This is a genomic window from Pseudomonas cuatrocienegasensis (assembly GCF_900110925.1).
GTDB classification, from domain to species: domain Bacteria; phylum Pseudomonadota; class Gammaproteobacteria; order Pseudomonadales; family Pseudomonadaceae; genus Aquipseudomonas; species Aquipseudomonas cuatrocienegasensis.
In genome coordinates, this window is sequence record NZ_FOFP01000011.1 from 1 (window position 1) to 19,991 (window position 19,991).

Genomic DNA, 19,991 nt, shown 5'->3' on the forward strand with positions numbered 1-19,991 from the left:
GCCATTCAGCGGTATGGCAGAGAGTCCAAAAGCTTCGCGCCGGCGCGGCGCTCCTACCCATGCGTGAGCGAGGCAGGGCAGCGCTCCGCTTTAGCTGCGATGCTTTCAGCGCTTTGAAGATCTACCGCGCCAGGGTCTGTTCCCGTTTCGTCGCAAGCCGCGAACGAAACAGGAACAGACCCTAGGGCGTATTGAGCACATCCAGCAGGGCCGCCGTCTGGGCATCCGGCTGTCCGTCATAGCGCGCCGGGCGGTACTTCATCTGAAACGCCGCGATCACGTTACGGGTGGCCTCGTCGAGGATACCGTGCTGGTCAACCACATAGCCCTGACGCGCCAGCTGGGCCTGGAACCAGGCCACATCCGGTAGCTGCATGGCATACAGTACCTGCCGATTGACCACCGCCTGGGCATCCGGCCAGGGCACCAGCCCGGCATCGGCCAGTTGCTTCCAGGGGAACAACGGCCCCGGGTCGACCTTGCGTTGCGGCGCCACATCGCTGTGGCCAATGATGCTGCCCAGGGGCAGTTCATGGCGCGCGACGATATCCTTGAGCAACACGATCAGCGCATCGATCTGCGCCTGGCTGTATGGCTGCCAGACCTTGCCCTGGGGGCCTTCGGTATAGCCGGCATTGATCATCTCGATACCGATGCTGCTGGCGTTGAGCCAGGTGCGCCCTTGCCAGACGCTCTCGCCGGCATGCCAGGCGCGGCGGTTTTCGTCGACCAACTGGTAGATGGTCGCCGGCGCGCGGTCGATCAGGTAATGACTGCTGACCTGCTCCTCAGTGAGCAACTGCAGCGAATGCGCCAGGTCGGTCGAGGTGTAGTGCAGGATCACGTACTGCACGCGGCTGCTCTGGCCGATCGCGGTATGCGAGGTGTCGATACGCGGGCCGCTGGCGCAGCCGGCCAGCAGGATCATCAATAAACTCAGGCAGAAAACTTTCATGGGCGGATATGCAAGACGCTCTGTAGGTTATCCAGCAGCATGTCGACGCTGAGCATGATCAATAGCATGCCCATCAGCCGTTCCACTGCCGTCAGCCCGCGGGGGCCGAGGAACCGCTGCAGCAACGAAGCCTGCAACAGGATGAAGGCGGTCACGCCCCAGGCCAGGAGCAGCGCGGCATACAACTCCCACAACGGCCCCTCATGGGTGTTGCGCAGGGTCATCAGCACGGCCAGCGCCGAAGGCCCGGCGACTGCCGGGGTGGCCAAGGGTACTAGCATCGGTTCGCCATCGGGCAAATCACCGAGCAGACCTTCAGGCCGGGGAAAGATCAGCCGCATGGCGATCACGAACAGGATGATACCGCCGGCAATGGCCGTCGCCTCGCGCGACAGGCCCAGACCGCTGAGGACTTTGTCACCAAAGGTAAGGAACAGCAGCAACAGCGCCAGGGCGAACAGCAGCTCGCGGGCCGCAACCCACAAGCGCCGTGCGGGGCTGACGTTTTTCAGTGCAGCGATATAGATGGCGATATTGCCGAACGGGTCGGTGACCAGAAAGATCAGTACCGCAATGCTGAGGATGTCCATGATGTCTCCGAAAACACCCGGCCGGCCATCGGCCCGGCGCGACATTTTAGGGGTCTGTAGCCTGCCGCGTCACAGTGAACTTGCAGCCGCATAGGGTTTCAGAATTCAATGGCTGCCTAATGTCGCGAGGATCACGCCATGCGTGCGCTGCTCTGGTTCAAAAACGACCTGCGTCTTGATGACCACCCGGCACTGCAAGCCAGCCTGCAGGCCCAATGCCTGCTGCCCGTCTATGTGCTGGACCCGGCACTGCTGCAGCGTGGCGAGTTCGGCAGCCGCCGCCTGGGCGTGCACCGCGCGCGCTTCCTGCTGGAAAGCCTCGCCGCCCTGGACAGCGCGCTGCGTCGGCGTGGCTCGCACCTGCTGGTCCTGCCTGGTAGCGCAGAAAAGGTGATTCCCGAGCTGGTCGAGCAACTGCAGTTGCAGCAGGTCTTCACCTTGCAGGAAATCGCTCCCGACGAGCGCGCCTTGGTCACCCGTGTCGCCCGCCGCCTGGGCAGTACTCCGCTGCACCAGAGTGCCGATAACAGCTTGCTGCGCGCCGAAGACCTGCCATGCACGGTGGCCGAGCTGCCGCAGGTGTTCACCCAGTTCCGCAACCTGGTCGAGGAACGCCTGCAGGTGTTCCAGCCGAGCGTCATTCCGAACAGCTTGCCGCCTTTACCGGCCAACGCCGAGGCACTGCTGCATCCCTTGCCAAGCCTGTCGCAAATGGGCCTGGGCGAACCCTTGAGCGTGGCGGCCAGTGCCTTCCCGTTTGCCGGCGGAGAGCCGGCGGCCCTCGCGCGGTTGCGCGACTACCTGTGGAGCAGTCAGGCGGTACGCCAGTACAAAGAAACGCGAAATGGCCTGATCGGCAGCGAATATTCGTCGAAATTCTCGCCCTGGCTGGCCAATGGCTGCCTCTCGGCGCGCCGCGTGGTCGCCGAGCTGCGCCGTCACGAAGCCCAGTTCGGGCGCAATGATTCGACCTACTGGCTGTGGGTGGAAATGCTCTGGCGCGACTTCTTCCGCTGGACCCTGGTGCGCCACGGCAGCGCGCTGTTCAAGGCGGGTGGGCTGAAAGCCACCGAGCGCGCGCCCAGTGCGGTAGATGAACGCTTCGAGCAATGGTGTCAGGGCCGTACAGGAATGCCCTTGGTCGACGCCAATATGCGTGAACTGGCAACAACCGGCTTTATGTCCAACCGTGGCCGGCAGATTGTCGCCAGCTACCTGATCAACGACCTGCAACAAGACTGGCGACATGGCGCGGCCTGGTTCGAGGAGCACCTGATCGACTATGACCCGGCGAGCAACTGGGGCAACTGGGCGTATCTCGCCGGCGTGGGCAGCGACCCTCGGCGCAACCGCATCTTCAATGCCTTGCGCCAGGCCCGCGAGTACGATCCGGATGCCGCCTACGTCAGCCTCTGGCTACCAGAGCTGCACGCCTTGCCGGTGCACCTGCGGCATACGCCTTTCCTGCTCTCGCGCCTGCAGCTGGACGCCTTGCATTACCCGCGACTCGAGCAGATACCAGAAACCTGGCAACCCTACTTACCACAGGTGGCCTGAGAGCTTTAGCGTGCCTGCTGGTCAATCATGCTCGACACGATTACGCCCGCCGCGCTTGGCGCGGTACAGGGCCTGATCGGCGCGCTCGAAAACCTGGGTGCTGCGATCGCCTGCGGCAAAGGCGCTGATCCCGGCTGACAGGGTGATGGTGACCCGCACCCCCTTGAAGTGGAAGGGGCAGCGCTCGATGGACTCACGCAGGGTTTCGAGCAACTGCACCCCGCCTTCCAGAGGCGTCGAGGGGATCAACAGAACGAACTCTTCACCACCGAAGCGGGCAATGAAGTCCGACTTGCGCAGGCGCTTGGCCAATTCGCCAGCGAGAATCTTCAACACCTTGTCGCCAGCCAGGTGGCCATAGTCATCGTTGATGCGCTTGAAGTGGTCGATATCCAGTACCGCCAGCAACAGCTCACCACCGTAGCGCTGCCAGCGCGCCATTTCGACATCCAGACGCTCGCTCCAGGCGGCGCGATTAGGCAAGCCGGTCAGTGGGTCGAGCAGGGCTTTCTGGCGTTGCTCTTCGAGGTGGTCGCGAAAGCCCTTGGCCTCCTGCTCCATGCTCGCCACCCGCTCGACCAGGGTCTGCAGTCGCTCGACCACCGCCTGCTCACGCTGGTCGCGCTGGCGCTGGTACTGGCTCATGGTGCCGATCAGGCCATCGAGGCGTTCCTCGACCAGGTGCTTGAGACTGTCCAGGTCCGTGGCTTGCTGCACGCTGCTGTTCAGACCATCGACTTGTTGCCGCAGCTCGATATCGAGCGCTCGCGCCGAGTTCATCGACTCGGCATAGCCCTCGTGAGCATCCTGCAGGCCACCCTGGAAGCTTGCCAGACGCTCGTTGAGCTGTTTGAGGTAGCCCTCGAACTCACGCTGCCCAACATCGGCGATGGCCAACATCAGCACCGCCAGGTCATCGAGCACGGGGACCAGCTCATAAAGGTTCAGACCGGCTTGAATTCGCGTGCGCAGCAGATCGGCCTGGGGTTGGTGGTAGGCCGGCAGCGGCAGCTCTTCGAGCAGTCCCAGCAAGGTCGCCTCGACATGGCTGGCGATGGCGCTGTAACCAGGCTCGGGGGCAGCGGGCAGGGCATAGTCCGGGTTGCTTTCAGCTTCAGGCACTGCCTGCGCCTCGACTGCCTGGGTGGCCCCAGCAGGCTCGGGCAAGAGTAACCGCGCGGATAGCGGCAAACTGTCCAGACTTGGCGTGCGAGCAGGTTGACTAGGGCGCTGCGGCGCAGCGACTGCAGGGCTCGGCTCGGGCAGAGGGACGGGCTCATCAACTGCACTGGCGAGGGCCTGCGTGCTCGGGCTCGGACTCAGAGGCGGCGGCGTTTCAGGCTCAGACACGACGACAGCCGGCTCTTCACGCTCATCGCGATTGCCAAATAAACGCTCCAGCAAACCGGGGCGTTCCGCTGTGTCGGCCGTGGTCAAGGCCAGCGCCTGGGCCTGCAGGTGGCTCAGCTCGGCGAGCAAGGCGGGCAGCTCGCGCACCTGCTCGGCGCGCTTGCCCAGTTGCTTGGCGAATTGCTTGAGGGGTTTGCGCGCCTCTCGCGGCAACTCCAGCTTGAGCAACTGGTCGACCAGCGCCGAGAGCGCACCGGACACCTGCCCAACCCGCTCCTGGCGGCGCTGCTCGGAGTCGAGCACGGCTTTTTCCAGGCGTGGGATCAGGGCAGACAGGCCGGCATCGATATCATCGCGGCGGAGGATTTCGCGCAGCTCATGCATGCACTGGTCGACACCTCGGTCAACGCCCTCGGCGGCCAGGCTGCTGCGCACCAGGCCACGGCGCAACAGGTCGAGCCGCGCATCCCAGCGGCGCTCGAGCTTTTCCTGTTGTTCCAGGCTACTGAGGTATTTGTCTTTCCAGCGAGAGGCGTCGTCGCTCATGCTCAACCCAGGCTCAGGTAATGCGGCATTCTCACACAGGGATCAAGTGCGATTCCAGATTGCTATCAAACACTGAAACACTCCCGCTCATCACTGATCGGGGGCGTTATTGAGCATAGGCGGTTGACCCGCATTGAGCGCGTGCGGCAGACGAATATCTACGGCCACCGGCAGATGATCGGATATCGGCTGGGCAACCACCTCAAAGCGCTCCAAGGCCAGGCCCGAGCTGATCAGAATATGATCCAGACAACGCTGCGGACGCCAGCTCGGGAAGGTCGCCTCAAGCTGCGGCGCCAGCAGGCCGAGGTCGCGCAGCGGCGAGTGCTGCAACAGGTCGTTGGCGTGGGTGTTCATATCACCCATGAGTATCTGGTGGCGGTAGCCGCCAATCAGCTCGCGGATATACGCCAACTGGCGGGTGCGCGTACGCGCGCCGAGAGACAGATGCATCATCACCACGACCACCGCATCTTCACCTTCGCCGATGGTCATCAACACCGCGCCGCGCCCGGGCGGACCCGGCAACGGGTGATCCTCCAGCAGACTAGGCCGCAAGCGGCTGAGCAAGCCATTGCTGTGCTGGGCGAAACGCCCGAGGTTGCGATTGAGCTGCTGATACCAGAGCGGGAAGTGGCCGAGTTGCGCCAGGTGTTCGACCTGGTTGATACCACCCGAACGCAGGCTGCCGCCGTCGACTTCCTGCAGGGCAACCAGGTCGTAATCGGCCAACAGATCGCCGATGCGCCGCAGGTTCAGGGCGCGACCAGGGTGCGGCAGCAGGTGCTGCCAGCCGCGAGTGAGGTAGTGGTGATAGCGTTCGGTGCTGATACCGACCTGAATATTGAAGCTGAGCAGGCGCAGCACACCGTCACTCGGCCACGCCTGCACCGGCGCACACTGTGGGTTGACCCGTGGATCACACAGGCCAACCGTGCGTGCAGACGACCAACGCCGCAGCATGCGCGAGCGCTCGCGTCGCCTTACTGCGCCGCGCGTTCCTTGGCGATCAGTTGGTCTGCGACCTGCAGAGCCTGCTCAGGGCCACCGGAGCTGCCGATGTCGAAACGATACTTGCCATTGACGATCAGCACCGGCACACCGGTGATCTGGTAGGCCATTGCCAGCTTCTTGGCCTTCTCCATGCGGCCTTTTACAGCGAAGGAATTGAAAGTCTTGAGGAAGGCGTCCTTGTCGACACCCTGGGTCGCGACAAAACTGGCCATTTCTTCGGGGCCGGCCAGTTTCTTGCCTTCCTGGTGAATGGCACGGAAAACGGCGTCATGCACCTGCTGCTCGACCTTCATGGTGTCCAGGGTGATGTACAGCTGACCGTGCATGTTCCAGGCGCCGCCGAACAGCGCCGGGACGCGCACGAAATTCACGTCATCGGGCAGTTTCTCGACCCAGGGATTGAGCGTCGGCTCGAACTGGTAGCAGTGCGGGCAGCCATACCAGAACAGCTCCACCACTTCGATCTTGCCGGGCACGGAGACCGGAACAGGGCTGGACAGGGCGACGTACTGTTTGCCTTCTTCGATCGTGGCGGCATGGGCGGCAATGCCGAACAGGCTCGCACCGGCGAGAACAGCGGAGAGAATCAGGTTACGCATGCACAAACTCCTAAACGATGAAGTACGGCGAACAGCGGGCTTTCGACCGACAGCTGCCAATCAGGTTCCCGCATTGTAAGGGCACCTAACATGAAAAAGGGTGGCCATGGCCACCCTTTTCTTTGCAGCGCGTTGCGCCTTGCCGGCAGGACTCAGTGCAGGCCCTGAATGAAGCTGGACAGCGCTTCGATGTCCTTGTTGCTCAGCTTGGCGGCGATACCGCGCATGATCATGCTGTCGCCATCATTGGTGCGGTTGCCTTCACGGAAGTCGGTCAGCTGCTTGGCCACGTAGGTCGCATGCTGGCCGCCCAGGTGCGGGAAGCCAGCTGCGGCCAGACCAGCGCCATTGGGCGAGTGGCAGCCGATACAGGCAGGCATGCCTTCCTCGAGTTTGCCGCCACGGAACAGGGCCTCACCACGCTTGACCAATTCCGGGTCAGCTGCGCCAACGCTCATCTTCTGGCTGGCGTAGTAGGCGGCGATATCCGCCAGATCCTGCTCGCTGAGGTTATCCAACAGGCCCGTCATCTCGACGATGACACGGTTGCCACCCTTGATGTCGTTCAGCTGCTTGAGCAGATAGCGCTCGCCCTGGCCGGCCAGTTTCGGAAAGTTCGGTGCAGGGCTGTTGCCATCAGGGCCGTGGCAGGCGCCACAGACAACGACTTTTTCCTGCCCTGCGGCAGCATCACCAGCGGCTTGGGCCAAACCGGTGATGCCCAGGGTCAACAGCAGACTCACGAGTACTTTGTTCATCAGCTAATCCAACTACGGCTAAGAGAGAAAAAGGGTTATGGGCCGGGCTACTGGCTCATCAGCGTGATGACAGCCTTGTAGTCCTCGGCTGTGCAATCCATGCACAAACCACGTGGCGGCATGGCATTCAGGCCATTGGTGACGCTCTGCACCAGTGTATCCATGCCCTTGGCCAGTCGCGGCTCCCAGGCGGCCTTGTCACCTTTTTTAGGTGACATAGGCAGTTGTCCGTTGTGGCAAGCCGCACACGCACGAGCGTAGACGGCTTCTGGATCTTGGGCGGCTTGGCTATTGAACGACAGCATCAACACGCCGGCAACCAGCAGCATTTTTTTCATGAGATCAACCTCATCAGGTGGGAACGTCGTGCTTTCTAACGAGCATCAGGTCTAATCGTTCCCGTGAACACTTGGCCATCAGGCAGGACAAAGCGCACACAAAATCTGCGGCATTATATACTGGCGGCACTGAAACGGAAACGACGCCGCTTGCCGCGCTCCCGCAGCTCGTGCAGGCTGCGCGCTTATGTCGCAAGGGCCATGGCCTTCGTTTCCTACGCCCGCCCTCACCGGATACCCTGATGCTAGTAAAGAATCCCGTCATTGGCCTGTGCCAGCAAGCCACCTTCCAGATCAGCGCCGCCAAGGTCGACCAATGCCCGGACGACATCGGTCATGAGGTCGCTTTCGCCGGCCGCTCCAATGCCGGCAAGTCCAGCGCACTCAATACCCTGACCCACGCCAGCCTGGCGCGCACCTCGAAAACCCCGGGGCGCACCCAGTTGCTGAACTTCTTCCGCCTCGATGACGAACGCCGCCTGGTCGACCTGCCGGGTTACGGCTACGCCAAGGTGCCGATCCCGCTCAAGCTGCACTGGCAGAAACACCTGGAAGCCTACCTCGGCAGCCGCGAAAGCCTGCGCGGGTTGATCCTGATGATGGACATCCGCCACCCCCTTACCGAGTTCGATCAGATGATGCTCGACTGGTCGGCGGCCAGCGAGATGCCCATGCACATCCTGCTGACCAAGGCCGATAAGCTGGCCTTTGGCGCCGCGAAGAACGCACTGCTCAAGGTGCAACAGGAGATTCACAAGGGCTGGGGTGACCGGGTCAGTATTCAGCTGTTCTCCGCACCCAAGCGCATGGGTATCGAAGAGGCGCAAATGGTCTTGGCTGAATGGCTGCACCTGCTGCCAGAAGCGGCAGACGACAGCGAGGCTTGATGGATGCGCCGGCCACACAAGGCCGGCGACTTTCCTGCAGGCAAAAAAAACCCCGAACTTCATATGGGGAGGGAGAAGATCGGGGTTCAAGCTCTGAACCGCTAGGGCGGGGCTCAGATATCTGCCAACACTTAACACAACAAAGGAGCATGAAGGGCTTTGCGGGCCATTCGTAAACTCTGACCACTGCGTCAGGAGCAAAGTTCAGCGCTGCTCAAATCTTTCTGGAATAAAAATCCTTCCCAACTAGCCTTGTGCTTTTAAGGCCCGAGGGGCCTGTCGGACTTGACCGTTCGTAGCGAGGGAAAGAGCGTGGTCCGACATTTCGGGTTGCGACAGTTTTGCTGCTTTACCGAGGCGGATGGCCGCCCCGAGAATAGCGAGCTATTTAACGAGGGAAAGCAGCAAAAATGGCCCCCTCCACCAACAACAGGGACTTTTCCGCAGTAGAACAGCGTTAAGTCCGACAGGCTCCTACTAGTGGGCTTCATCCCAATTATCGCCAATCCCCACCTCGACCAGCAGCGGCACATCCAGGCTGGCCGCCGCGCTCATCAACTCGCGCACCTTGCCGGCGACGCTGTCGAGCAAGTCCTCGCGCACCTCCAGTACCAGTTCGTCGTGTACCTGCAGAATCACCCGGGCGTCGATGCCAGAGGCGGTCAGCCAGTCGTCCACTGCGACCATCGCACGTTTCATGATGTCTGCCGCCGTGCCCTGCATCGGCGCGTTGATCGCCGTGCGCTCGGCGCCTTTGCGCAGCGCCGGGTTCTTCGCGTTGATCTCCGGCAGGTACAGGCGCCGCCCGAACAAGGTTTCGACGTAACCCTGCTGCGCGGCCTGCTCGCGGGTGCGCTCCATATAGGCGAGCACGCCCGGGTAACGGGCGAAGTAGCGGTCGATATAGGCCTGCGACTGCTTGCGGTCGACACCAATCTGCTTGGCCAGGCCGAAAGCGCTCATGCCGTAGATCAGGCCGAAGTTGATCGCCTTGGCGCTGCGCCGCTGATCATTGCTGACCGCTTCTAGCTCGACGCCGAACACCTCAGCGGCGGTGGCCCGGTGCACGTCAAGGTCATGCCGAAAGGCGTCCAGCAGGCCTTCGTCCTGGGCCAGGTGAGCCATGATGCGCAGCTCGATCTGCGAGTAGTCCGCCGCCATCAGCTTGTAGCCCGCCGGCGCGACGAAGGCCTGGCGAATGCGACGACCCTCGGCGCTGCGAATCGGGATGTTCTGCAGGTTCGGGTCGCTCGACGACAGCCGCCCGGTGGCGGTAACCGCCTGGTGGTAGCTGGTGTGGATGCGCCCGGTGCGCGGGTTGATCTGCTCCGGCAGGCGGTCGGTGTAGGTGCTTTTCAGCTTGCTCAGGCTGCGGTACTGCATCAGCACCTTGGGCAGCTCGTAATCCTGTTCGGCCAGTTCGGCAAGCACTGCTTCGGCGGTCGAGGCCTGGCCCTTGGCGGTCTTGCTGAGCACCGGTAGACCGAGTTTCTCGTAAAGGATCACCCCGAGCTGCTTGGGCGAGCCGAGGTTGAACTCCTCGCCAGCGATGACGAACGCCTGGCGCTCCAGCTCGACCAGTTTCTCGCCCAGCTCGATGCTGTGCTCGCCGAGCAACTTGGCATCGACCAGCGCACCCTGGCGCTCGATGCGCGCCAGCACCGGCACCAGCGGGATCTCGATCTCGCGCAGAACCTTGGCCAGGCTCGGCTCGGCTTCCAGCTTGGCCCACAGGTGCTGGTGCAATTGCAGGGTCACGTCGGCGTCTTCGGCGGCGTAGGGGCCGGCCTGCTCCAGCGGGATCTGGTCAAAGGTCAGCTGCTTGGCGCCCTTGCCGGCAATGTCCTCGAAGCGGATGGTGCTGTGGTCGAGGTACTTGAGCGCCAGGCTGTCCATGTCATGACGCGTGGCGGTGGAGTCGAGCACGTAGGATTCGAGCATGGTGTCGAACGCCACGCCCTGTACCTGGATCGGCACAGCGGCATTGGCCAGGATATTGATGTCGTACTTGGCGTGCTGGCCGACCTTGGCCTTGTGCGGGTCTTCGAGAATCGGCTTGAGCGCGCCGAGCACGGCGTCGCGGTCCAGTTGCACCGGCACGCCCATATAGGAATGTGCCAGGGGAATGTAGGCCGCTTCGCCCGCCTTGACCGCGAACGACAGGCCAACCAACTGCGCGCGCTGGGCGTCGAGGCCGGTGGTCTCGGTGTCGAAGGCGATCAGTTCGGCGGCCTGCAGCTTGCCCAGCCAGGTATCGAAGGCCGCCTGGTCGAGCAGGGTCTGGTAGTCGCCCGAGGGGGGCGCCGCGCTGACGGCCTCTTCGACCACCGGCGCCGAGGCGCTGGCGGTGAGGCTGAACAGATCGTCGGCCGCAGCGACAACGGGCGCCGCCGCGGGCTTGGCCGCTGCGCCTTTGTGCTGGCGCAGCAGCTCCTCGCGCCAGCTCTTGAATTCCAGCTCGTCGTACAGCTCGAGCAGCGCCGGTACATCGGCCTCGCCGGGGTGCAGCGCGTCGATCTCCAGGTTCAGCGGCACGTCGAGTTTGATGGTCGCCAGGGCGTAGGACAGATAGGCCATATCGCGGTGTTCAAGCAGCTTGGCGGGCAGGGTCTTGGCCCCGCGAATCGGCAACTCCGGCACTTTGTCGAGGTTGGCGTAGAGCACATCCAGGCCGCCACCGACGCCGACCAGCAGGCCCAGGGCAGTCTTTTCGCCCACGCCTGGCACACCGGGAATGTTATCGACCTTGTCGCCCATCAGGGCCAGGTAGTCGATGATCAGCTCAGGACCGACGCCGAATTTCGCTTTCACGCCATCGATGTCGTAGACGCTTCCCGTCATGGTGTTGACCAGCGTAACGTGCTGGCACACCAGCTGCGCCATGTCCTTGTCGCCGGTCGAGATCACCACGTCGCGGCCAAGGCCCGCGCAGTGCCGCGCCAGGGTGCCAATGACGTCGTCCGCCTCGACATTGTCCACACAGAGCAGGGGAAACCCCTGGGCGCGAACGCTGGCGTGCAGCGGCTCGACCTGCACGCGCAGGTCATCGGGCATGGACGGGCGGTTGGCCTTGTACTCGGCGAACATCTCGTCACGGAAGGTGCCGCCCTTGGCGTCGAAGACCACCGCAAAGGGGCTGTCGGGGTACTGCTTGCGCAGGCTCTTGAGCATGTTCAGCACACCCTTGACCGCGCCGGTAGGCATACCCTTGGAGGTGGTCAACGGCGGCAGCGCGTGGAAGGCGCGGTACAGGTAAGACGAACCGTCAACCAGAACGAGGGGGGCGGCAGAGCCTGTCATAAGCGGTTTCCTTAAAATGCGACGACGCTCGCCCGCAACGCAGGGCAAGCGGTAAACCTGTCGAGGCGCGCATGAGCGACGCACTTGAGCGGGATCAAGCTTTTACGCAGGGCCGGCGGTAGAATGCCGACACCATTGAAATTCAGGGGCAAGATTATCATGCGTACGCTTTCTCGCTTGCTGCTGGTCGGTCTGTTTGTTTCCCTGGCGGGCACCGCCATGGCCGATGTTGCGCCCTCCGGCGAGCCGGATGTGACCATCCGCCAGGACGGTGACCGCACCATTCAGGAATACCGGGTCAACGGCTTCCTCTATGCGATCAAGGTGATTCCCAAAGGCGGCAAACCCTACTTCCTGGTGCGTGCCGACGGCAGCGACGGCAACTTCGTGCGCTCGGACCAGCCCGACATGCTGATCCCTGCCTGGGAAATCTTCAGCTGGTAACTCCATTTCTTCACAGGCAATAAGGCAACTCTGCAATGTCGGTATTCACCCCCCTGGCGCGCCCAGCGCTCGAAGACTTCCTGGCGCCATACGGGCTCGGTCGCCTGCGCGACTTCCAGGGCATTGCCGCGGGCAGTGAGAACAGCAACTTCTTTATCAGCCTGGAGCGCGGCGAGTTTGTCCTCACCCTGATTGAGCGCGGCCCCAGCGCTGATCTGCCGTTCTTTATCGAGCTGCTCGACGTGCTGCACGACGCCGGCCTGCCGGTGCCCTACGCCCTGCGCACCGAGACTGGCGACGCCCTGCGCAGCCTGGCCGGCAAGCCCGCGCTGCTGCAACCGCGCCTGGCCGGCAAGCATGTCAGCGAGGCCAACGCCCACCACAGCCAGGCCGTCGGCACACTGCTGGCGCGCATTCACCTGGCCACCCGTGAGAAGCCGATCGAACGCAAGAGCGACCGCGGCCTGGCTTGGATGCTCGAGCAAGGCCCACGCCTGCGCGAGCACCTGGCGCCCGATGCGCGCGCCTTGCTGGACGCCGCGTTGAACGAGATCGAGCGCCATAGCGCGGCGATCCAGGCGCTGCCAAGAGCCAATCTGCACGCCGACCTGTTCCGCGACAATGTGCTGTTCGACGGCGCCGAGCTGGCCGGGGTGATCGACTTCTACAACGCCTGCTCGGGGCCGATGCTCTACGACCTGGCTATTGCCCTGAATGACTGGTGCTCACACCCGGATGGCAGCCTGGACGGCCACCGCGCTCGCAACCTGCTCGGCGCCTACGCCAGCCTGCGCCCCTTTACCGCCCATGAGGCTGAACTGTGGCCGAGCCTGCTGCGCATCGCCTGCGTGCGCTTCTGGCTGTCACGCCTGATTGCCGCCGAGGCGTTCGCCGGCCAGGAAGTGCTGATCCACGACCCGGCCGAATTCCAGCGCCGCCTGGCGCAGCGCCAACAGGTGGAGCTGCCTTTGCCGTTCGCGTTCTAGGCGCGAACGGCGCGCCTAGCCTTTATTCGCGATTGATTGTGTAGACGCAGCAAAAGGCGCGGCTAAAGCGCAGCGCCGCCCGGCCCTCCCACGCAGCCTGGCATTGACCAACAAATGTCAGCCTGTGGGAGGGGCTTTAGCCGCGACGCTTTCAGCGCTTTCAAGATCTATCGCGAATAAAGGCTAGGCGCCCCCTTCGCTCCTGCAAAAGCGACAAATGGTTTGCGTCGTGACACTAGCCTTTATTCGCGATTAGCCATTGATCTTGAAAGCGCGGTAGCGCTACGGCTAAAGCGCGCCCAGGCAGCTGACCAGCTCATCCCCCAGATTACTCAGCAGGCGCTCGTAGCCACGGGCGTCCGCCGGCAGCTCGGCGCCCATCGCATCCAGCTCGGCCAGGGTCACCGGCAGGCCGGCGGTCAGAGTCTGGGCCAGGCGTGGGCGCATCGGCGGCTCGCTGAACACGCAGGTCGGGCCAGCCGCCTGCAGGCGCTCGCGCATCGCCGCGACGTGCTGGGCACCCGGCTGCACTTCACCCAATACGCTGAACACCCCGGCATGCTTGAGGCCATACGCGGCCTCGAAGTAGTCATAGGCCTCGTGGAAGACAAAGTAGGGTTTGCCGGCCAGACCTTGCAACTGCGGTTTGAGGCGCGCGTCCAGCTGCTCTAGACGCTGCTCGAAGGACGCGAAGTTGGCTTGGTAACGGGCAGCATTGGCGGGATCGGCCAGCGCCAGGTCCGCCGCCATGCGCGCGGCAATCACCCGGGCGTTGGCCGGCAGCAGCCAGAGGTGGGCATCCAGGGTGCCGGGGCGATGGTCGTGGTCATGCTTGAGCACGTCATCGCCGGCGTCGGCATGCGCATGTTCGCCGTGCTCGTGCTCGTCGTGGTCATGCGCCGCGTCGCCTTCGCCAAAATGGCGCAAGGTCATGCCAGGCAGGTCCTGCACCGCCACGCTGGGCAGCTCACGGCCATTCAACACGCGAGGCAGAAAGCTTTCCAGATCCGGGCCGACCCAATACATCAGCGTGGCCTCGCGCACGCGCCGTACGTCGGACGGACGCAGGGCGTAGTGGTGTGGCGAGGCACCCGGTGGCAACAGCACTTCAGGGGTGCCGACACCGTCCTGCAAGGCCGCGGCGATCAGTTGCAGCGGCTTGATGCTGGTCAGCACCTGGACCTCGGCACGGGCCGCGGTACTGAGGATAAGAGACAGGCCAATAAAGCCCAGGGTGGAGAAAAGACGCGACACGGTAACCCCTCACGGGTGGCAGGAACGGGTAATATAATAACGTCTCTTACCCGAACCGTCGTCGCCCATGACTCAGACTCCCCTGGCCTCGCGCCCTCACGACCATTCTCGCTGCGTCCACCATGCCCTGGCCGAAGCCGAGTCCATCTGCACACGCCAGGGCCTGCGCCTGACCGCGTTGCGCAAGCGCGTGCTGGAGCTGGTCTGGCAAAGCCACAAGCCCCTGGGCGCCTACGACATTCTCGCCGTACTCAGCGAAGCAGATGGCCGCCGCGCCGCGCCGCCGACCGTTTACCGGGCGCTGGATTTCCTCCTGGAAAACGGCCTGGTGCACCGCATCGCCTCGCTCAACGCCTTCGTCGGCTGCAGCCACCCGGAGCACGCCCACCAGGGCCAGTTCCTGATTTGCCGGGCCTGCCACGCCGCCATCGAACTGGAGCAGCCCATCATCAGTGACGCCATTGTCGCCAGTGCAAGGCAGGTCGGTTTCAGCGTCGAAGGGCAGACTGTGGAAGTGGTCGGCCTGTGCGCCGGCTGCCGGACGGCGCCATGAGCGAAGCGCTGATTCGCCTTGAGGGCGTGGGCGTCAGCTTCCGCCAGCAAGCGGTGCTCGAAGACGTGCAACTGAGCGTGCGCCCCGGCGAGATCGTCACCCTGATCGGCCCCAACGGCGCCGGCAAGACCACCCTGGTGCGCGCTGTGCTCGGCCTGCTCAAGCCCGACCATGGCAGCGTCTGGCGTGCGCCGCGCCTGCGCATTGGCTATATGCCGCAAAAGCTGCATGTCGACGCGACGCTGCCGCTCAGTGTGCTGCGCTTCCTGCGCCTGGTGCCGGGGGTCAAGCGCAGCGATGCCGAGGCGGCGCTGAGTGAGGTGGGTGCCGCCCAGGTCATCGACAGCCCGCTGCAGGGTATTTCCGGTGGCGAGCTGCAGCGCGTGCTGCTGGCCCGGGCGCTGCTGCGCAAGCCGCAACTGCTGGTGCTCGACGAGCCGGTGCAAGGCGTCGATGTGGCCGGCCAGGCCGAGCTGTACCGACTGATCACTCGCCTGCGCGACCGCTACGGTTGCGGAGTGCTGATGGTTTCCCACGACCTGCACCTGGTGATGAGCACCACCGATCAGGTGGTCTGCCTGAACCGCCACGTGTGCTGTTCCGGTCACCCCGAGCAGGTCAGCTTCGACCCGGCGTTCGTCGAGCTGTTTGGCCAGGACGCGCAGAGCCTGGCGGTCTATCACCACCACCATGACCACGCTCACGACCTGCATGGCGGCGTGGTCAAGCCAGGGCTGATGATCCACGGCCCTGCTCACGTTCACGGCCCGGACTGCAAACACTGATGCCCGATTTTCTGCTCAACGCATTGCTCGCCGGGCTCGCCCTGGCCGTAGTGGCCGGTCCGCTCGGCTCGTTCGTGGTGTGGCGGCGCATGGCCTATTTTGGCGACACCCTGTCCCATGCCGCGCTGCTCGGCGTGGCGCTGGGGTTGATGCTCGACGTCAACCCAACCCTGGCGGTGACGGTCGGCTGCGTGCTGCTCGCCGCCCTGCTGGTGACCCTGCAGACCCGCCAGCCGCTGGCCTCCGACACCCTGCTGGGGATTCTCGCCCACAGCACCCTGTCGCTCGGCCTGGTGGTACTCAGTTTTATGCAGGACGTGCGCATCGACCTGATGGGCTACCTGTTCGGCGACCTGCTGGCCGTGGGCAGCACGGACCTGGCCTGGATTCTCGGCGGCAGCGCCCTGGTGCTGGGCCTTCTGGCCGTGCTCTGGCGGCCGTTGCTGGCGATCACCGTGCACGAGGAGCTGGCCAAGGTTGAAGGCCTGCCGGTGGCGGCGATCCGTCTGAGCCTGATGCTGCTGATCGCCGTGGTGATCGCCGTGGCGATGAAGATCGTCGGCGTGCTGCTGATCACCTCGCTGCTGATCATTCCCGCCGCCGCCGCCCAGCGCCATGCGCGCACCCCGGAGCAGATGGCCTTTGGCGCCAGCCTGCTGGGCATCGTCGCGGTGTGCTGTGGGTTGAGCCTGTCCTGGTTCGAGGACACGCCCGCCGGGCCGTCGATCGTGGTCTCGGCCGCGGCGTTGTTCCTGCTCAGCTTCGTGCTGCCCAAACGCAATGCCTGAGTGCGCCGCCCAGCGGGAGTTGGGCGCGGCTCACCGCGCGGTGTAAACTTGCGCATTTTTTGCACAACACGAGACTCGCCACCATGATGCCGTCCGCCTCACGTTGCCTGGCCATTGCTATGCTCCTGGCCCTCGCCGGTTGTCAGCAGGCCGCTGTCGTCCCGGCCCCCGTGGTCGACCCGCTCGCACCGGCTTACCAGCAGCTCGAACAACACCTGAGCAGCGGTCATTTAGAGCAGGCCCATGCTCAGTTCGACACACTCAAAGCCCAGGCACCGGCTGACAGCCGTCTGGAGCCTTACCAGCGCCTGCTGGCTGAGGCCTACCTGCAGCAGAGCCAAACCGCCCTGCAGCGGGGCGATCTGGACGCCGCTACCCAAGCGCTGATCCGCGCCCGTTCGCTGCTGCCCCAGGCGCCGGCCCTGGGCACCAAACTGCCCGGCCCGCCGCCGAGTGCGCGCGACGCCGAACAGTGATTTGGCTATAAGCATAGGCCCACAAAGATTTTTGAGCGCTAAGCAGCGCCGGGTAAACTTGCCCACCCTCCGACAAACCCAAAAGGTTTACGCGTGATCAATTTTCACCAGGTCCACAAGGCATACCGTGTCAGTGGCCATGACATTCCCGCCTTGCGGCCGACCGATCTACAGATCGCGCGCGGCGAGGTGTTCGGCATCATCGGCCACTCCGGGGCCGGCAAGAGCACCCTGCTGCGCCTGATCAACCGCCTCGAAGAGCCCAGCGGCGGGCGCATCGAAATTGACGGCGTAGACGTCACCGCCCTCGACGCCGCCGGCCTGCGGCGTCAGCGTCAGCAGGTCGGGATGATCTTCCAGCACTTCAACCTGCTGGCCTCGAAAACCGTCGCTGACAACGTCGCCATGCCACTGAAGCTGGCTGGCGAATTGTCGCGCACGGCCATCGAGCAGCGCGTCGCCGCGCTGTTGGCGCGGGTGGGCCTGCAAGACCACGCCAATAAGTACCCGGCGCAGCTCTCCGGCGGACAGAAGCAACGCGTCGGCATCGCCCGCGCCCTGGCTACCGAGCCGAATATTCTGCTGTGTGACGAGGCGACCAGCGCCCTCGACCCGCAGACCACCGGCCAGGTCCTGCAACTGCTGGCCGAGATCAACCGCGAGCTGAACCTGACCATCGTGCTGATCACCCATGAAATGGACGTGATTCGCCGGGTCTGCGACCGCGTGGCGGTGATGGATGCCGGGGTGATCGTCGAGCAAGGGCCGGTGGCCGAGGTGTTTTTGCACCCGCAGCACGCCACCAGCAAACGCTTCGTGCAGGAAGCCGAGCACGTCGACGGCGATGAGCAGCACGACGACTTCGCCCATGTGCCGGGGCGTATCCTGCGCCTGACCTTTCAGGGCGAGGCGACCTACGCGCCGCTGCTGGGCACCGTGGCGCGCGAGACGGGGGTGGATTACAGCATCCTCGCCGGGCGTATCGACCGCATCAAGGACACCCCCTACGGCCAGCTGACCCTGGCCCTGACCGGCGGTGATATCGACGCCGCCATCGCCCGTTTCAACGCCGGCGACGTTCACCTGGAGGTGCTGCGCTGATGGACGCCCTACTCACCGAACTGCTGCCGAACGTCGACTGGACGGAGATCGGCTACGCCAGCCTCGACACCCTGAGCATGCTCGGCTTCTCCATGCTGTTCACCGTCCTGCTCGGCCTGCCGCTGGGTGTGCTGCTGTTCCTCACCGGCCCGCGGCAGATGTTCGAGCAGAAGGCCCTGTACGGCATCGTTTCGCTGCTGGTGAATATCCTGCGCTCGGTGCCGTTCGTGATCCTGCTGATCGTGATGATCCCCTTCACGGTGATCGTCGCCGGCACCTCCCTCGGGGTCGCCGGGGCCATTCCGCCGCTGGTGGTGGGCGCCACGCCATTCTTCGCGCGCCTGGTGGAAACCGCGCTGCGCGAAGTGGACCGCGGAATCATCGAGGCGACCCAGGCGATGGGCGCCACCACCCGGCAGATCATCGTCAACGCGCTGCTGCCCGAGGCCCTGCCGGGGATCATCGCGGCCATCACCGTGACCGCCATTACCCTGGTCTCCTACACCGCCATGAGCGGCCTGATCGGCGGCGGCGGCCTCGGCGACCTGGCGGTGCGCTACGGCTACCAGCGCTACCAGCCGGACGTGATGCTGGTCACCGTGGTCCTGCTGCTGGTGCTCGTACAGATTCTGCAAACCGTCGGCGACAAGCTGGTGGTGCATTTTTCCCGTAAATAACGCCACACCTAATAAGCGGGCGACTGGCTACCCGCCAGACCCTGCACCATCCCAAAAGGAGTTACATGATGAAAAAACTGCTCACTGCCCTCGCCGTCGTTGCGGCCTTCTCCAGCGCCGCCCAAGCCGAGACCCTGCGCGTAGCCGCCACCGCCGTGCCGCACGCGGAAATCCTCGAATTCGTCAAGCCGGCCCTGGCCAAAGAAGGTGTCGAGCTGGACGTGAAAGTCTTCACCGACTATGTGCAGCCGAACGTACAGGTCGCGGAAAAGCGTCTGGACGCCAACTTCTTCCAGCACCAGCCGTACCTCGACGAGTTCAACAAGAGCCGTGGCACCGACCTGACTGCGGTCGCCGGTGTGCACGTCGAGCCCTTCGGCGCCTACTCGAGCACCGTCAAGGACATCAAGGACCTGCCCCAGGGCGCCAATGTGGTCATCCCCAACGACGCCACCAACGGCGGCCGCGCGCTGCTGCTGCTGCAAAAAGCCGGGCTGATCACCCTCAAGCCAGAGGCCGGGATCCTCGCCACCCCACGCGACATCGCCGAAAACGCCAAGAGCATCAAGGTGCGTGAACTGGAAGCCGCGACCCTGCCGCGCGTGCTGACCCAGGTCGACCTGGCGCTGATCAACACCAACTACGCCCTGGAAGCCAAGCTCAACCCGACCAAGGACGCCCTGATCATCGAAGGCAGCGACTCGCCTTACGTCAACATCCTGGTGGCCCGCGCCGACAACAAGGACAGCGACGCCATGCAGAAACTGGCCAAGGCGCTGAACAGCCCTGAAGTCAAAGCCTTTATCCTGGAGAAATACCAGGGTGCTGTGGTGCCGGCGTTCTAAGCGCCCGCCTGCAACGACAAACCCCGCCGATCGGCGGGGTTTTTCTTGGGCGATATTCCAGGCGGATGTTGCAACGCTGTAGGAGCGAAGGGGGCGCCTAGCCTTTATTCGCGATTGATCGCGCAGGCGCTGCACGCTTCATGGCTAAAACGGAAAACCGCCCGGTCCCTTTCACACTGCCTGGAATT

At 63.9% G+C, this 19,991-nt stretch carries 20 protein-coding genes; 11 read left to right on the top strand and 9 right to left on the bottom strand.

Features of this window, described 5'->3' with window-relative positions; genetic code table 11:
- Positions 1 to 181: 181 nt before the first annotated feature.
- On the bottom strand, positions 182 to 955 hold the full coding sequence (locus BMW49_RS15335) for an N-acetylmuramoyl-L-alanine amidase (RefSeq protein ID WP_069521103.1): 774 nt from the start codon (positions 953 to 955) through the stop codon (positions 182 to 184).
- Positions 952 to 1,545 (bottom strand): MarC family protein, encoded by a 594-nt coding sequence (locus BMW49_RS15340; protein WP_069521101.1) that lies wholly within the window; start codon positions 1,543 to 1,545, stop codon positions 952 to 954. The genes BMW49_RS15335 and BMW49_RS15340 overlap by 4 nt, the downstream gene beginning before the upstream one ends.
- A gap of 138 nt (positions 1,546 to 1,683) precedes the next feature.
- Here BMW49_RS15340 and BMW49_RS15345 point away from each other — a divergent pair, with 138 nt between their 5' ends.
- Complete coding sequence (locus BMW49_RS15345; protein WP_069521099.1) at positions 1,684 to 3,102, top strand: DASH family cryptochrome; 1,419 nt, start codon at positions 1,684 to 1,686, stop codon at positions 3,100 to 3,102.
- Between the two features lie 21 nt (positions 3,103 to 3,123).
- On the opposite strand, the gene BMW49_RS15350 is transcribed toward BMW49_RS15345, so the two are convergent.
- The 5 genes from BMW49_RS15350 to BMW49_RS15370 form a co-directional block, all read right to left on the bottom strand.
- On the bottom strand, positions 3,124 to 4,998 hold the full coding sequence (locus BMW49_RS15350) for a GGDEF domain-containing protein (protein WP_069521097.1): 1,875 nt from the start codon (positions 4,996 to 4,998) through the stop codon (positions 3,124 to 3,126).
- Between the two features lie 90 nt (positions 4,999 to 5,088).
- Complete coding sequence (locus BMW49_RS15355; protein ID WP_083251817.1) at positions 5,089 to 5,961, bottom strand: endonuclease/exonuclease/phosphatase family protein; 873 nt, start codon at positions 5,959 to 5,961, stop codon at positions 5,089 to 5,091.
- Positions 5,962 to 5,981: 20 nt separating this feature from the next.
- Complete coding sequence (locus BMW49_RS15360; RefSeq protein WP_069521095.1) at positions 5,982 to 6,611, bottom strand: thiol:disulfide interchange protein DsbA/DsbL; 630 nt, start codon at positions 6,609 to 6,611, stop codon at positions 5,982 to 5,984.
- Between the two features lie 152 nt (positions 6,612 to 6,763).
- A complete protein-coding gene (locus BMW49_RS15365; RefSeq protein ID WP_069521093.1) occupies positions 6,764 to 7,369 on the bottom strand; it encodes a c-type cytochrome in 606 nt (201 codons plus the stop codon).
- Between the two features lie 47 nt (positions 7,370 to 7,416).
- On the bottom strand, positions 7,417 to 7,707 hold the full coding sequence (locus tag BMW49_RS15370; RefSeq protein WP_069521091.1) for a c-type cytochrome: 291 nt from the start codon (positions 7,705 to 7,707) through the stop codon (positions 7,417 to 7,419).
- Positions 7,708 to 7,949: 242 nt separating this feature from the next.
- On the opposite strand from BMW49_RS15370, the gene yihA reads away from it, so the two are divergent.
- Complete coding sequence (gene yihA / locus BMW49_RS15375) at positions 7,950 to 8,594, top strand: ribosome biogenesis GTP-binding protein YihA/YsxC (protein ID WP_069521089.1); 645 nt, start codon at positions 7,950 to 7,952, stop codon at positions 8,592 to 8,594.
- A gap of 477 nt (positions 8,595 to 9,071) precedes the next feature.
- Here yihA and polA read toward each other — a convergent pair whose 3' ends face one another.
- On the bottom strand, positions 9,072 to 11,894 hold the full coding sequence (polA, locus tag BMW49_RS15380; RefSeq protein ID WP_069521087.1) for a DNA polymerase I: 2,823 nt from the start codon (positions 11,892 to 11,894) through the stop codon (positions 9,072 to 9,074).
- Between the two features lie 159 nt (positions 11,895 to 12,053).
- Between polA and BMW49_RS15385 the strand changes: the two genes are divergently transcribed.
- Positions 12,054 to 12,338: a DUF2782 domain-containing protein gene (locus BMW49_RS15385; protein ID WP_069521085.1), complete on the top strand. Its 285-nt coding sequence runs from the start codon at positions 12,054 to 12,056 to the stop codon at positions 12,336 to 12,338.
- Positions 12,339 to 12,373: 35 nt separating this feature from the next.
- Positions 12,374 to 13,324 (top strand): homoserine kinase, encoded by a 951-nt coding sequence (locus tag BMW49_RS15390; protein WP_069521083.1) that lies wholly within the window; start codon positions 12,374 to 12,376, stop codon positions 13,322 to 13,324.
- Between the two features lie 288 nt (positions 13,325 to 13,612).
- Here the strand turns inward: BMW49_RS15390 and znuA are convergent, their stop codons facing one another.
- Positions 13,613 to 14,557: a zinc ABC transporter substrate-binding protein ZnuA gene (gene znuA, locus BMW49_RS15395; RefSeq protein WP_090391006.1), complete on the bottom strand. Its 945-nt coding sequence runs from the start codon at positions 14,555 to 14,557 to the stop codon at positions 13,613 to 13,615.
- Between the two features lie 88 nt (positions 14,558 to 14,645).
- On the opposite strand from znuA, the gene zur reads away from it, so the two are divergent.
- The 7 genes from zur to BMW49_RS15430 all read left to right on the top strand — a co-directional run bounded on the left by zur (position 14,646) and on the right by BMW49_RS15430 (position 19,803).
- A complete protein-coding gene (zur, locus tag BMW49_RS15400) occupies positions 14,646 to 15,131 on the top strand; it encodes a zinc uptake transcriptional repressor Zur (RefSeq protein WP_069521079.1) in 486 nt (161 codons plus the stop codon).
- Positions 15,128 to 15,916, top strand: coding sequence for a zinc ABC transporter ATP-binding protein ZnuC (znuC, locus tag BMW49_RS15405; RefSeq protein WP_069521115.1), 789 nt, complete (start codon positions 15,128 to 15,130; stop codon positions 15,914 to 15,916). The genes zur and znuC overlap by 4 nt, the downstream gene beginning before the upstream one ends.
- The gene (znuB, locus tag BMW49_RS15410; protein WP_069521077.1) at positions 15,916 to 16,704 is read left to right on the top strand and encodes a zinc ABC transporter permease subunit ZnuB; all 789 of its coding nucleotides are present in this window, start codon (positions 15,916 to 15,918) and stop codon (positions 16,702 to 16,704) included. Before znuC ends, znuB begins: the two co-directional genes overlap by 1 nt.
- Before the next feature lie 83 nt (positions 16,705 to 16,787).
- A complete protein-coding gene (locus BMW49_RS15415; RefSeq protein ID WP_069521076.1) occupies positions 16,788 to 17,180 on the top strand; it encodes a hypothetical protein in 393 nt (130 codons plus the stop codon).
- Positions 17,181 to 17,273: 93 nt separating this feature from the next.
- The gene (locus BMW49_RS15420) at positions 17,274 to 18,281 is read left to right on the top strand and encodes a methionine ABC transporter ATP-binding protein (protein ID WP_069521074.1); all 1,008 of its coding nucleotides are present in this window, start codon (positions 17,274 to 17,276) and stop codon (positions 18,279 to 18,281) included.
- Positions 18,281 to 18,958 carry a methionine ABC transporter permease gene (locus tag BMW49_RS15425; RefSeq protein ID WP_069521072.1) on the top strand — a complete coding sequence of 226 codons (678 nt, stop codon included), beginning with the start codon at positions 18,281 to 18,283 and terminating at the stop codon, positions 18,956 to 18,958. The genes BMW49_RS15420 and BMW49_RS15425 overlap by 1 nt, the downstream gene beginning before the upstream one ends.
- Positions 18,959 to 19,026: 68 nt before the next feature.
- Positions 19,027 to 19,803 carry a MetQ/NlpA family ABC transporter substrate-binding protein gene (locus tag BMW49_RS15430; RefSeq protein WP_069521070.1) on the top strand — a complete coding sequence of 259 codons (777 nt, stop codon included), beginning with the start codon at positions 19,027 to 19,029 and terminating at the stop codon, positions 19,801 to 19,803.
- Positions 19,804 to 19,991 lie beyond the last annotated feature (188 nt).

Excerpts from the sequence above, each read along its gene's own strand:
- BMW49_RS15385 (WP_069521085.1), top strand. The coding sequence starts at position 12,054 with ATGCGTACGCTTTCTCGCTTGCTGCTGGTCGGTCTGTTTGTTTCCCTG.
- BMW49_RS15335 (WP_069521103.1), bottom strand. The coding sequence starts at position 955 with ATGAAAGTTTTCTGCCTGAGTTTATTGATGATCCTGCTGGCCGGCTGC.
- BMW49_RS15340 (WP_069521101.1), bottom strand. The coding sequence starts at position 1,545 with ATGGACATCCTCAGCATTGCGGTACTGATCTTTCTGGTCACCGACCCG.
- BMW49_RS15415 (WP_069521076.1), top strand. The coding sequence starts at position 16,788 with ATGATGCCGTCCGCCTCACGTTGCCTGGCCATTGCTATGCTCCTGGCC.
- BMW49_RS15350 (WP_069521097.1), bottom strand. The coding sequence starts at position 4,998 with ATGAGCGACGACGCCTCTCGCTGGAAAGACAAATACCTCAGTAGCCTG.
- yihA (WP_069521089.1), top strand. The coding sequence starts at position 7,950 with ATGCTAGTAAAGAATCCCGTCATTGGCCTGTGCCAGCAAGCCACCTTC.
- znuC (WP_069521115.1), top strand. The coding sequence starts at position 15,128 with ATGAGCGAAGCGCTGATTCGCCTTGAGGGCGTGGGCGTCAGCTTCCGC.
- BMW49_RS15360 (WP_069521095.1), bottom strand. The coding sequence starts at position 6,611 with ATGCGTAACCTGATTCTCTCCGCTGTTCTCGCCGGTGCGAGCCTGTTC.
- BMW49_RS15425 (WP_069521072.1), top strand. The coding sequence starts at position 18,281 with ATGGACGCCCTACTCACCGAACTGCTGCCGAACGTCGACTGGACGGAG.
- BMW49_RS15355 (WP_083251817.1), bottom strand. The coding sequence starts at position 5,961 with ATGCTGCGGCGTTGGTCGTCTGCACGCACGGTTGGCCTGTGTGATCCA.
- zur (WP_069521079.1), top strand. The coding sequence starts at position 14,646 with ATGACTCAGACTCCCCTGGCCTCGCGCCCTCACGACCATTCTCGCTGC.
- BMW49_RS15365 (WP_069521093.1), bottom strand. The coding sequence starts at position 7,369 with ATGAACAAAGTACTCGTGAGTCTGCTGTTGACCCTGGGCATCACCGGT.
- BMW49_RS15345 (WP_069521099.1), top strand. The coding sequence starts at position 1,684 with ATGCGTGCGCTGCTCTGGTTCAAAAACGACCTGCGTCTTGATGACCAC.
- znuB (WP_069521077.1), top strand. The coding sequence starts at position 15,916 with ATGCCCGATTTTCTGCTCAACGCATTGCTCGCCGGGCTCGCCCTGGCC.
- BMW49_RS15390 (WP_069521083.1), top strand. The coding sequence starts at position 12,374 with ATGTCGGTATTCACCCCCCTGGCGCGCCCAGCGCTCGAAGACTTCCTG.
- polA (WP_069521087.1), bottom strand. The coding sequence starts at position 11,894 with ATGACAGGCTCTGCCGCCCCCCTCGTTCTGGTTGACGGTTCGTCTTAC.
- BMW49_RS15430 (WP_069521070.1), top strand. The coding sequence starts at position 19,027 with ATGAAAAAACTGCTCACTGCCCTCGCCGTCGTTGCGGCCTTCTCCAGC.
- BMW49_RS15370 (WP_069521091.1), bottom strand. The coding sequence starts at position 7,707 with ATGAAAAAAATGCTGCTGGTTGCCGGCGTGTTGATGCTGTCGTTCAAT.